1 protein-coding gene is annotated in these 889 nt (G+C 69.9%); it reads left to right on the top strand.

Annotation, left to right across the window (positions count from 1 at the left end):
* Positions 1 to 889: Ig-like domain-containing protein (locus HMPREF2581_RS33100; RefSeq protein ID WP_256565220.1), on the top strand; the 889-nt coding region annotated here is incomplete at both ends.

The following is an 889-nucleotide window of genomic DNA, read 5'->3' on the forward strand; positions in this document are numbered from 1 at the left end:
GTGACGGTGATCGTTACCGACCCGGCCGGCAACAGCAGCACCCCGGTCACCGCCGAAGCCCCCGACTTCCCCGACGCGCCCCAGGTCAATGCCAGCAACGGCAGCGTCCTCAGTGGTACGGCGGAAGCGGGTGTGACCATCGTGATCACCGACGGCAACGGCAATCCGATCGGCCAGACCAGCGCCGATGCCAACGGCAACTGGAGCTTCACCCCCGGTAGCCAACTGCCGGATGGCACCGTGGTCAATGTGGTGGCCAGGGACGCCGCCGGCAACAGCAGCCCGGCGACCTCCATCACCGTCGACGGCGTGGCGCCGAGCGCGCCGGTGGTCGAGCCGAGCAACGGCAGCGAACTCAGCGGGACTGCCGAACCGGGCAGCAGCGTGACCCTGACCGACGGCAATGGCAATCCGATCGGCCAGACCACCGCCGATGCCAACGGCAACTGGTCTTTCACGCCGTCCACCCCGTTGCCGGACGGTACCGTGGTCAACGTGGTGGCCAGGGATGCCGCCGGCAACAGCAGTCCGCCGGCCAGCGTTACCGTGGATGCCGTCGCGCCGGCCACGCCCACCGTCGATCCGAGCAACGGTACGACCCTCAGCGGCACCGCCGAGCCGGGCAGTAGCGTGACCCTGACCGACGGCAACGGTAACCCGATAGGGCAGGTCACCGCCGACGGCAGCGGCAACTGGACCTTCACCCCGAGCACACCGTTGCCCAACGGCACGGTGGTCAACGCCACGGCTACCGACCCGTCCGGCAACGCCAGTTCGCCGGCCAGCGTCACCGTGGACGCCGTGGCACCGGCCACGCCAGTGGTCAACCCGAGCAACGGCAGCACGCTCAGCGGTACCGCCGAGCCGGGCGCTACCGTGACCCTGACCG

The organism is Pseudomonas sp. HMSC057H01, from assembly GCF_001836405.1.
GTDB lineage: Bacteria > Pseudomonadota > Gammaproteobacteria > Pseudomonadales > Pseudomonadaceae > Pseudomonas > Pseudomonas aeruginosa.